The sequence below is a fragment of the Corynebacterium sp. HMSC034H07 genome (assembly GCF_001815175.1).
Lineage (GTDB): Bacteria > Actinomycetota > Actinomycetes > Mycobacteriales > Mycobacteriaceae > Corynebacterium > Corynebacterium hiratae.
Window position 1 is genome coordinate 1 of record NZ_KV819481.1, and the last position, 10636, is coordinate 10636.

The window sequence follows — 10636 nt, forward strand, 5'->3', positions numbered from 1 at the left end:
AGGGTGTCCACTAAACGAGGGTAACCTCAGAAGTAGAACAAATTTTGTTTGTCCACATTGGATGGGTCAATGCAGCAAGCAGCCTCTGCAAGGGCAGAAACCTTGCCATAGTGGATAATCAATTCATCTGGTTCTTGGTCAATGTGTGCTTGATGGGTTCTCTCATCACTCGCCTTGAGCCATCGCTCCGCGCTCTCGAGATTTTTGGAGAACTCGGATTCTCTAAGTCGATTAATGATTTCCGGAGGAATCTCTTCGAGGAATGGAGCAGACACCGCGAGGAATGTCTTAGCCATCACTTCCAATTTCGATGAATCGCCCGTCAAACTTAGGGTTCTGGAGATGACAGGATCAAACCGAAGGTGGTGGTCCTCTAATGAGGTCAAGATATACCTACTCCCGTTGAACTGGCTCAAGTAGTTTGTCGTTTGCTCGTGCGATGTCTTCATTTAAGGAGGCCGAAAGCCCTTGGTCTTGGGACTGTAGTTTGGATTGCTTGGGATTCCCTAGGAAAAACTTTGGGGGATGATGGTCTAGTGCACCAGTTCGCTGCGAAGGATCTGCTGGTCTTTACTGCCGGTACCCCGCTTGGAATGATTCTTTTCGCGGCGTTTTCATCTCATCCTGGTGCCCAGCTGGGCGTGCGATACCGTTAGGGCTTCACAGCCCAACTGGTTAAACTGGTGCACATTCGTGTCCACCACCAAAGCTTCCGCGAGCAATAATCGCGCATGTGAAGGGGAATTTCCGTGGCAAAGCTGCTCTACCACCTAGGCCGCTGGTCTTACATCAACCGATGGAAGGTCATCATCGCCTGGATCTTCATCGTGGCGGCCGCGGGTGGAGCAACCTTGAGCTTGATGAAGCCGATGACCACGGAGTACTCCATCAGCGGCACGCCCGCTATTGATGCCACCCGCCGCGCGGTGGAGCTCTTCCCGGAAAATGGTAATCCGGCAAATGCGCCGTCGGTTAACCTCGTCTTCAAGGCCCCGGAAGGGCAGAAGCTCAGCGATCCGCATAATAAAGAAGCGGTCGAGGACGTGGTGCACCACATTGCTGAAGGCCTTGATATCCCGGAGGGCAGCCAGCAGCGTTGGGGCAACCCGCTTGAGGTATCGCCAGCACTTCAGCAGCAGGTCATTGAGCAGTTCACCTCCATGGGTTTGCCGGAGGAGACCGCGCGGGCGGATGCCGATAACCTGGCCATGGTCAATGCTGATGAGACCATCGCTTACACCACCTTCGACTTCGATGCGGAAAGCCCCTATTCGGTGGACCCCGCGGATAAAGACGTGGTCCATGAGGCCATGGATATCGGCCGCGCGGCGGGGCTGGAAGTAGAGGCCGGCGGCGCGGGCTTCGGTGATGAGATCCAGGTCAATTCGATTTCTGAGGTCATCGGCCTAGCCGTGGCGTTTATCGTCCTCATTATTACTTTTGGTTCGCTGGCCTCCGCAGGCATGCCGCTTATCTCCGCGGTCGTGGGCGTGGGCCTGGGTGCGATGGGCGTCATGATCGCGACCCACTGGATGGAGCTCAACAACCTCACCCCGGTGCTGGCCGTCATGATTGGCCTGGCCGTGGGCATCGACTATGCGCTGTTCATCATGTCGCGCTACCGGCAGGAGCGCTCCCGCATGGATGGGCCGGATGCCGCCGGCATGGCCGTTGGCACGGCGGGTTCCTCGGTGGTCTTTGCCGGCGCGACGGTCTTCATCGCGCTCTTCGCGCTGCTCGTGGCGCGCATTAGCTTCCTCACCGCCATGGGCCTGGCCGCTGCGGGCACGGTCTTCATGGCCGTGCTCGTGGCGCTGACCTTGGTGCCCGCGATGCTGGGACTGCTCGGTGATAAGGCCTTCGCCGGGCGCATCCCTGGCGTAGCCGGCAACCCCACGAAGCGCCGCCCTCGCCGCACGAAGCCAACGATGGGCAACCGTTGGGTGCGCACGGTCCAGCGTGTCCCAGGCATCGTCATGGCGCTGGTGGTGCTCGGCCTGGGAGCTTTGACCGCCCCGGTCCTGCACATGGAGCTGGCCCTGCCGGCGGATACCACCTCCAACCCGGATACCACCCAGCGCAAGGCGGCGGACCTGCTTTCCGAGGGCTTCGGTCCCGGCATCAACGGCCCCTTCCTGGTGATCGTGGATGGCGCCAACGCCAACCCGGAATCCGCGGCATTGCAGCCCTATATCCAGGGCCAAGAAGGCGAAGAAGATGAGCAGAAGAAGGCCGCTCTTTCCTCCTTCATCTACTCCGTGCAGCGCCTGAACCAGGTCGGCGGCGTTAAGCACGCCCAGCTGGTGGGCGTGAGCAAAGACATGAAGGCTGCGCAGATTATGGTCAGCCCCACCACAGCGCCGACGGATGAGGCCACGGTTGGCACCGCCTCCGCCTTGCGCACCGCCGGCGCGGAGCTGGAGGATGCCACCGGCGCCGAGATCGGAATGACCGGCCTGACCGCGGTGCAGCTCGACATCACCGAGCGCCTCGAAGAAGCCATGGGGCCGTACCTTGCCATCGTGGTAGGCCTGGCCATCTTCCTGCTGTTGGCGGTGTTCCGCTCCATTTTGGTTCCGCTGGTGGCCGGCTTGGGCTTCCTGCTCTCCGTCGGCGGCGCCTTCGGCCTGACCGTGCTGGTGTGGCAGGACGGCCTCACCGGCCTAGTACCCGCGCCCGGCCCGCTGATTTCCTTCATGCCCATCTTCCTCATCGGCGTGACCTTCGGCCTGGCCATGGACTATCAGGTCTTCCTGGTCACCCGCATGCGCGAGCACTTCTCCCGTTACCCGCAGGGCAGCGGCGGGAAGTACAGCAAGTACAACGCCAACGACGAGGCCACCATCGCCGGCTTTACCGCCGGTGCCCGCGTGGTCACCGCCGCGGCCATCATCATGATTTCCGTCTTCGTGGCCTTTATCAGCCAGCCCCTTCCCTTCATCCAAATCTTTGGCTTCGCGCTGGCAGCGGGCGTGCTTTTCGACGCCTTCTTAGTCCGCATGTCGCTTGTCCCCGCCACCATGTTCCTCATGGGGCATACCACGTGGTGGATGCCGAAGTGGCTGGACAAGCTGATCCCGCAGCTGGACATCGAGGGCACCGCACTCGAGGAAGAATGGGAGCGCAAACACGCAGCAGCATCCCGTGAAGCAGAGGATAAGGCAGCGCAGCCCGTAGAATAGTTCCCTATGACTCACCCTAAGCCGCTGCTGGAGACCGACCTTTCCTTCGACGTGAAGAAGGAGCTGGACTTGAGCGGCCCAGCGCAGCCGGGAAAGCACGGCCGCACCGGTGTTATTCACACACCGCATGGCGATATCCAGACCCCGGCGTTCATCCCGGTGGCCACCAAGGCCACGGTGAAGACGCTGACCCCGGAGCAGATTCGCCTGACCGGAGCGCAGGCCATCCTGTCCAACGCCTACCACCTTTACCTGCAGCCGGGCCACGACATCGTGGACGAGGCCGGTGGTGTGGCTACCTTCGAGAACTGGCATGGGCCGACCTATACCGACTCGGGCGGATTCCAGGTCATGTCGCTCGGCGTGGGCTTTAAAAAGGTACTCGCCATGGACGTGGCAGACCTGACGGACTCCGATATCCGTGCGGCCAAGAAGGAGCGCATGGCGCAGGTGGATGAGGACGGTGTGGACTTTAAGTCCTTCATCGATGGCTCCATGCACCGTTTTACCCCGGAGGTCTCCATGCAGATCCAGCATGGCTTGGGCGCGGACATCATGTTTGCCTTCGATGAGCTCACCACGCTCGTAGATACCCGCACCTACCAGGAGGAATCCGTGGAGCGCACGCGCCGCTGGGCGCAGCGCTGCCTGGATGAGCACGACCGACTGACGCTCGCCCGCGGCCCGCAGAAGCCGCGCCAGTCCCTGTGGGGCGTGGTGCAGGGCGCGCAATACGAGGATCTGCGCCGCCAGGCCGCGCGCGGGTTGGTGGAGCTTTCCGATCGCGCCGAGGCAAATGGCCGTCGAGGATTCGGTGGCTTCGGCATCGGTGGCGCATTGGAGAAGGAGAACCTGGGCACGATTGTGGGCTGGGTATGCGATGAGTTGCCCGTCGATAAGCCCCGGCACCTGCTGGGTATCTCTGAACCGGATGATATTTTTACCGCCGTTGAGGCTGGTGCCGATACTTTCGACTGCGTGGCGCCGACCCGTCTGGCGCGCCGCGGTGGCGTCTACACTCTCGACGGACGCATGAACCTCACTAATGCGCGCTTCAAGCGCGACTTTTCTGGTGTGGACGAGGAGTTTGGCGGTTACGTCTCGGAGAACTACTCCCGCGCCTACATCCACCACTTGCTCAAGGCCAAGGAATTCCTGGCCGGCACGCTGTGCACCATCCACAACCTGGAGTTCATGATCCGCCTGGTGGATAACATTCGGGAGTCCATCGACGGCGGCTATTACGAGGCATACCGCGATGAATTTATGGGGCGCTATTACGCCAAGTGACCAGTGACGATGACGTTGTACTCCAAGTCAGTGGTGCCGTCTACCGCACAGGCGATGAGTACGATGCGCCCGGGAACCTCGGTATTCATCAGGTCCGCGTCGCTTCCTAGTTGTTCCTTATCAACTAGGAAGGCGTTATCCACGATCCACTCGCGCCCGGCACCGCCCTCGGAGGTCATGCGGATGTGGGAGCCGTTGAGGATGGGCGTCGTAAAGCGCTGCACTTCCATACCCTCGAGGCCCTCCACGGTGGTGGGGTTGCTCAGGTCCACGTTGGCGGTGACCACCTCGGAGAAGGGGTTGAACACCAGTTTCTGTTGGCCCCAGGCGTGTCCCAAAACGTAGGTGGTGCCGTGCTCTGCCGTGGCGGGGGACTCGCCCCAGTCTTGCACCCAGCGCACCATGGTCTCCTGTGGTCCGGCCGGGTTGAGAGGCAGGACGAAGGGCATCGAATCATAGGTCGCGCCCGTGATGGTGGCTGGGCCATCCATCTCAAACGTGCCGGTCAGAGCGGGTGCTGGGCCTTGGTTGAGCGGGGGAGGGGTGGTGCTGGGTGCTGCGCTTGACGACGCCTCACTGCTCACCGCCGTCGTTTCCGGTGCCGCGTGGCTCGTCGTTTCAGACGACGTGGTGACTTCCTCTGTACCCGAGCATGCCGCAAGGTTGAAGGCTGTAGCCAGGCCAAGGATGGGGAGGAGGGAACCTCGTAGATGCTTATGCATCGTAGATGTCCTTCCGGTGGCCAATAGCGAATACCTCAATCGTTACTTTCTGGTCGTGGATGTACGCCAGAATGCGGTAAGAACCGACCCGATAGCGCCATTCACCTGAACGGTTTGAAGTCAATCCTTTTCCGAGAGCTCGAGGGTCTTCGCAGCCCTCGAGGTTCTTTTGGATCCACGTCACGATGATTCGCGCATCGAATCGGTCAAACTTCTTTAGCTGTTTCCGGGCTTTCGAAGTGAATTCGACGTGATATGAAGTGATTCCCTCCGACATCTTTAGAGATCCTCGAGGACCTCATCAAGGCTAAACCGTTCGCCAGAATCTTCTGCCATTGCTGCGCGCAGTTCCTGAAGGTCGTAGTAGTCTTCGACCCGTTCTAAAAGTGCTGCTCGGGCAAAATCAGATATCGTCCGGCCTTCAAAGGCGGCTAAATTCCGAACGAGTTCCGCGTCGTTATCATCCATGCGAATTGTCAAAGTAGCCATATTTCCTCCTTAACCATCGTGAATACATTGTATTCATTGGGGCAAGTGAAGGGAAGAGTGAAAAGTCCCCCTCAGCACAGTGCGTGCTAAGGGGGTGAAAGATCGGGGCGGGTCGCTGCTACTTAGACGGCGCTGACGTAGGGGTGTCGGCCTCGTCGATAGGCACGTAGTCCTCGCGGCGCTTGACCCAAGAGATAACCAGCGTGGTCAGTGGAAGCATGATGACCTCGCAGGCGGTCTTCCACAAGAAGCCCACGATGACGTAGTTCAGGAAGCCGCTGAAGGAATCGATACCGATGACAGGCGCTGCGATGGCGCAGAACAGCAGGGTATCGCCGAATTCGCCGACGACGGTGGAAGCAACAAGGCGGGCGATGAGGCCCTTCTCGCCCGAGCGGGCCTTCATCTTCACCAGGGTGAAGGAATTGAGCAGCTGGCCCACGACGTAGCCGACGAGGGAAGCCAGCAGGATCTGCGGAACCAGGCCGAGCGTGGCGGCGAAGGCTTCCTGGCCTTCGTAAAAATCAGCCGCGGGCAGCCAGATTGCAATATAAAAGGAAACTGCGGCTAGAAGCGCCATGGCGAAACCGATGTACACGGCTCGGCGGGTGGACTTGAAGCCATAGCATTCAGAGAGAACGTCGCCCACGATGTAGGCGATGGGGAAGAGGAAGAAGGCGCCATCGGTGATAAGCGGGCCGAGCTGGACGCCCTTCGTGGCGTTGATGTTCGAGATGAGGAAGGTAACGACGAACACCGCGACCAGCCACGGGTACAAAGTGGAATGTACCGGGATGAATCGGATGCTCTCGCCACCCTTTGCGGTGGTTGCGGTTGCCGATTGAGTTGTCATGGCTCAGCATCTTTCCACGAAAATGGGGGAAGCAGAAATGGGGAAATTGATTCCCATCAGACGGGGAGTGCTCCCATTCCTCCTCGTTCCTTAAGAAAGAGCAGTTGAGCTGCACCTTCCTGGGAGGCAGTTCCGGTAGTCCACCCATAAAGATCTGTGAAGTGGGCAGAAAAAACGCTCCTAGTGTGGCATTCTTTTGCTTGCAGTGTTTTCGTGTTCCCTGCACGTTTCCTGTCTACTGTGCCACGGTGCGCTCGAAGAAATTCGGGCGCGTTCGAATTTCGGGCCACTGAAGGGCAGGCCGTGTCAGGGGGCACGGCTACCTTGGTTCTAGTCCTTAAGCCTCCGGCTGGTCTTTTTCGCCTTCTGCGCCTTTCGATGGAGTAGGTAGAGGCTAGTCGGCGGCACAACTTCGCATTAGGGAAGGTCATCGATATGACGTTTGGTTCCCCAGGCTCGTCACCACAGTTCGGCGGGCGCCCGCCACAGGGGGCTCCCCAGCCAGGCACAGGGTCCGGAAACAGTTCTGGCTCTGGGTTTGGCGCGCCCGGTGGACCTGGCGGATTCGGTGGCTTTGGTGCACCGAATCCTGCGCAGAACCCCGTACAGAAGCCTTCCTCGGGTTCTGGGTTTGGCCAAGGCTCCGATTCGGGTACCGGTGGCTCCTTCGGCGCGCCGGGCTCGCCGGATGGCTTCGGCCAGTCCTCCCCGGCGCCGGACTACCGCCGCCAGGTGGCAACACCCACGGGTCCCACGAAGGGACCGTGGCCGCTTCTCATTGCAGCGGGCGTATCTGCGGTCATTGCGCTGATTCTGTTGATTGTCGCCCCGCTCGTGGCGGCCCCTACGCAGGTCTTGTTCTTTGGCCTGGCTATTGGCGGCTGGCTGCTGGCTGGAATCGTGTCCTTCATCCTTTTGGGTATTTATACGCTGAAGAACACGCAGCGCCAGGCTGAGACGTTTTATGTAGAGGACACCACGCAAACCTTGCTGTACCGCCTCATCATGGGCGGGAGCTTTGTCCTTGTTATTGTCGCTGCGGTGGAAATCGCCTTCTACGTAGGAAAGGCGGTTGGCGTCTAATGAAGAAGCTCACTCGTGTACTTGCCCTGTCCGCGGCGATGGCACTCGCCGGATTCGGCGGCAGCCTGGGAGCGGTGGCGCAGGAGGCTCCTCCGGCCCCAGACGCCCCCGCGCCGGAGGCTCCTGCACCAGAGGGATCGGAAGGCCAGCCGGAAGAACAAAACGGGGAGAACCCAGAAGACCACGGCGGAGAGAATCCGCCGCCACAGGAGCACGTTGAGGGAATCGGCTCCGAGTCCGCGCTTTCTGAGGTCTCGCAAAAGAACCTCTCTGATTTTGGCTCCTGCATCGCCAGCGAAAAATCCGCGGACCTGTTGTTCGTTCTTGACCAGTCGGCCTCGCTGGTTGGCTATGAGGGATCGAAGCCGACGGATGCTGATTTTTTCCGCGTTGACGCCACGGCGGACATCGTCAAGCAGCTGGCTAACCTCGGGGAGGACAATGGCGCAGACATCAACGTCAAGCTCGCCGGTTTCGGCTCCGAGTACTACAGCGATCCAGCTGACTATGGCGGGTGGACCAATGTCTCCGGCAACGGGGATGCTCTCAAAGGCGAACTGGACAAGTTCCGACAGGAGGACCGTGTTGCGGATCTAGAGACCAACTATGGCGCGGCCTACAAGGGAGCACTCAAGGAACTGGCTTCCCACCAGGGCAGCAGCTGCCGCGCCATCGTGTTCTTTACCGATGGCAAGTACTACACGGATGCCGAGGCTCACGATCTCCAGGGAGCGCAGGACAAGCTCTGTGAGGTAAATTCCTCTGTCACCGCGTTCCGCAACTCCAATATCCGCCTCTTTAACGTGGGCCTCGTGCCGGCTGCGGAAGCACAAGATCAGGTCCGCCAGCTCACCCGCATGGCGGAGGGCGAAGACTGCGGCCAGGGCGCTCCCAACGGTGCTTTCTTCGACGCGGGTGAGGATCCAGCGGCGCTGTTCGCTGCCTTCCGTAACCTCATCCCCACCTCGGGTGGTGTGACCAAGGAGGGAAACCTCAAGGACCAATTCGATTTCGTCCTCGATAACTCCGTGTCCCCAGTGCGATTGTCGGCGGTGCCGAAGAGCTCGGTTGGGGAAGGAGAGCTCATCCCTACCTTGACTGGGCCCGATGGTGAAACCGTTGAGCTCAAGCCTGATACCACTCACGTAGCCGGCGCGAAGGTCTCCGTGACGGAGAACAGCAAGCTTCCAGGCATGGTTGATATCGCGATGGAGAAGGACGGCGACCCCTGGGCAGGCGCCTGGACTTTTGGCTACAAGGTGGCTGAGGGAACTGATGGCGAGTACCTCGCGTCCGTCGTTATGGTGCCGGGCCTCAACCTAGACCTCAAGACGGAAGACGGCTCCAAGGTGGAAGGCGGCATCAACTCGGACCAGGTCCTGAAGGGGCAGTTGGTCGATGGCCAGGGCGAGCCGCGCACGCTGGAGGGCGAAGGTACCCTCCACGCCGAGTTCGTACCGGAGGATGGTTCCCCGGTCACCCTCGTGGACAATGCGCCCATCACGGATGGGCAGCCAGTCGACATTCCGCTGGACCAAGTGGAAAACGCGGCATCCGGTCAGCTGGTGACGCGCGTGGAGATCACCACCAAGGGCACCGATGAGCGTCCAGGCTCGAAGCTGGATCCCATCAACGCGGAAACGCCGCTGACCGTTACCCCGGTTAATATGCCGACGGTGGGCTCGGCGCAGACGATCACCATGACGGAGAAAGAAATTACCGTCGATGTCCCCGTGACCGGTCCCGGCAAGGTCTGGGTAGCAGACCAGACTGTGGATTCCGCTGACGGCATGCTTCCCGCAGGAGTACCTTCCGTTTCCGTGAGCTCCAAGCACAACTCTGAGGATTCCGCGCTGGAGCTTTCCAAGGATGAGAAAACGACCATCCCGGTGACGGTGAGCGTTGAGGAGATGGCGGATGGCCCGCTGCGCGTGGAGCCGGTGATTAACCTGCAGTCGGCTGAGGATAACCAACAGCTGGAGCTACCGCTGACGCTGCAGGGCTCCATGAGCGCGCCATTGAACAAGTCCGCGTTCGGTCTGTCCTTCGTCCTTGCGGTTGTGCTCGCGTTGCTGATCCCCCTGGGAATTCTGTACTTGATGAAGTGGATTAGCGGCCGCATTCCGGAGAAGCCGCGCATGTTTGCGAAGACCATCCCGGTCAAGCGCGATGGCGCGAACCTCATACGCACCGATAATGGCCGCCCATTTGCGGTGTCCAAGGACGAGTTCCAAGGTGCCGTTCCAGTGGAGACCTCTGCACGTTCTGTTCGCCTGGGTGGCAACGACGCCAAGGTAAAGATGGGCCTGAGCCCCTTTACCGCCGCCCACGTGGAGGTTCAGCGCGATGGCACTATCTCCAGTAAGGGCAAGAAGTCCGGATATCGCGCAGTGCTGCCACTTGCTGTGCAGAACACGTGGTTCTTCGTGGGCAACGCGAAGGACCGCAACTCCGGAGAGATCGTCCTGACTGTCGATACGTTGGCGCAGGCCAGCGCGTACGACGAGATGTCCAAGGAGATCAGCCGCCAGGCCCTGCAGCTCTTCGACCAAGTGGAATTCCCCGCCGAGAAGTCACAGTCGCAGGCACCGCCGCAGACGCCGCCGCAGGCGGGCCAGCCTGGCCCGCAGCCGCCGAATGCCCCGCAGAGCGGACCACACCCTGGCCAACCACCTACGCCGCAGCGCGGCCCGCAGAGTGCTCCCCGCAATGGTGCGCAGCAGCAACCGCCGCAGCACGGAGGCTTTGGGCCGTCCCAGCCATCCGGTCCACCGAATCACGGCCAGCCAGGGCCCACAGGCGGGCCAGGGCGCCCCGGCTTTGGCAGTGGCCCCAACGTTGGTGGCGGATCCAGCTTCGGTGGAGGCCCCGGTTTCGGCCAGCCAGGCCAGCAGCGACCGAACAATCCTGGTAACCCTGGTAACAATGGCGGCTGGCCCCCTAGCCCGGGATTCGGCTCCCAGGGCTAAGCCGGTTGAGCAGCACGCACCAACCCTAAATAGAACAGAAGCGAACCT

At 60.6% G+C, this 10636-nt stretch carries 9 protein-coding genes; 4 read left to right on the top strand and 5 right to left on the bottom strand.

The features are described from left to right. Positions 1–26: 26 nt before the first annotated feature. Positions 27–296 carry a hypothetical protein gene (locus tag HMPREF3009_RS13355; protein WP_158010548.1) on the bottom strand — a complete coding sequence of 90 codons (270 nt, stop codon included), beginning with the start codon at positions 294–296 and terminating at the stop codon, positions 27–29. A 453-nt stretch (positions 297–749) separates the two neighbouring features. Between HMPREF3009_RS13355 and HMPREF3009_RS00150 the strand changes: the two genes are divergently transcribed. Together HMPREF3009_RS00150 and tgt are read left to right on the top strand one after the other, a co-directional pair. After that, on the top strand, positions 750–3182 hold the full coding sequence (locus tag HMPREF3009_RS00150; protein ID WP_070679243.1) for an MMPL family transporter: 2433 nt from the start codon (positions 750–752) through the stop codon (positions 3180–3182). Positions 3183–3188: 6 nt separating this feature from the next. After that, a complete protein-coding gene (tgt, locus tag HMPREF3009_RS00155; protein ID WP_070679246.1) occupies positions 3189–4472 on the top strand; it encodes a tRNA guanosine(34) transglycosylase Tgt in 1284 nt (427 codons plus the stop codon). Here the strand turns inward: tgt and HMPREF3009_RS00160 are convergent. From HMPREF3009_RS00160 to HMPREF3009_RS00175, 4 genes are all read right to left on the bottom strand, one after another. Continuing rightward, complete coding sequence (locus HMPREF3009_RS00160; RefSeq protein WP_070546936.1) at positions 4460–5194, bottom strand: sortase family protein; 735 nt, start codon at positions 5192–5194, stop codon at positions 4460–4462. The two genes, tgt and HMPREF3009_RS00160, sit on opposite strands and share 13 nt — an antisense overlap. Beyond that, positions 5187–5471: a type II toxin-antitoxin system RelE family toxin gene (locus HMPREF3009_RS00165; protein ID WP_046648850.1), complete on the bottom strand. Its 285-nt coding sequence runs from the start codon at positions 5469–5471 to the stop codon at positions 5187–5189. The genes HMPREF3009_RS00160 and HMPREF3009_RS00165 overlap by 8 nt, the downstream gene beginning before the upstream one ends. Positions 5472–5473: 2 nt before the next feature. After that, positions 5474–5683, bottom strand: coding sequence for a type II toxin-antitoxin system RelB family antitoxin (gene relB / locus HMPREF3009_RS00170; RefSeq protein ID WP_042528872.1), 210 nt, complete (start codon positions 5681–5683; stop codon positions 5474–5476). 118 nt (positions 5684–5801) lie between these two features. Then, positions 5802–6536: a queuosine precursor transporter gene (locus HMPREF3009_RS00175; protein WP_070546933.1), complete on the bottom strand. Its 735-nt coding sequence runs from the start codon at positions 6534–6536 to the stop codon at positions 5802–5804. Positions 6537–6971: 435 nt separating this feature from the next. Here HMPREF3009_RS00175 and HMPREF3009_RS13625 point away from each other — a divergent pair, with 435 nt between their 5' ends. Beyond that, complete coding sequence (locus HMPREF3009_RS13625; RefSeq protein WP_232760836.1) at positions 6972–7619, top strand: hypothetical protein; 648 nt, start codon at positions 6972–6974, stop codon at positions 7617–7619. Beyond that, a complete protein-coding gene (locus tag HMPREF3009_RS00185; protein WP_070679250.1) occupies positions 7619–10588 on the top strand; it encodes a VWA domain-containing protein in 2970 nt (989 codons plus the stop codon). The genes HMPREF3009_RS13625 and HMPREF3009_RS00185 overlap by 1 nt, the downstream gene beginning before the upstream one ends. The last annotated feature ends 48 nt before the right edge of the window (positions 10589–10636 follow it).

Coding starts and splice junctions, on each gene's coding strand:
- HMPREF3009_RS13355 (WP_158010548.1), bottom strand. CDS start 296: ATGGCTAAGACATTCCTCGCGGTGTCTGCTCCATTCCTCGAAGAGATT.
- tgt (WP_070679246.1), top strand. CDS start 3,189: ATGACTCACCCTAAGCCGCTGCTGGAGACCGACCTTTCCTTCGACGTG.
- HMPREF3009_RS00160 (WP_070546936.1), bottom strand. CDS start 5,194: ATGCATAAGCATCTACGAGGTTCCCTCCTCCCCATCCTTGGCCTGGCT.
- HMPREF3009_RS00165 (WP_046648850.1), bottom strand. CDS start 5,471: ATGTCGGAGGGAATCACTTCATATCACGTCGAATTCACTTCGAAAGCC.
- relB (WP_042528872.1), bottom strand. CDS start 5,683: ATGGCTACTTTGACAATTCGCATGGATGATAACGACGCGGAACTCGTT.
- HMPREF3009_RS00175 (WP_070546933.1), bottom strand. CDS start 6,536: ATGACAACTCAATCGGCAACCGCAACCACCGCAAAGGGTGGCGAGAGC.
- HMPREF3009_RS13625 (WP_232760836.1), top strand. CDS start 6,972: ATGACGTTTGGTTCCCCAGGCTCGTCACCACAGTTCGGCGGGCGCCCG.
- HMPREF3009_RS00185 (WP_070679250.1), top strand. CDS start 7,619: ATGAAGAAGCTCACTCGTGTACTTGCCCTGTCCGCGGCGATGGCACTC.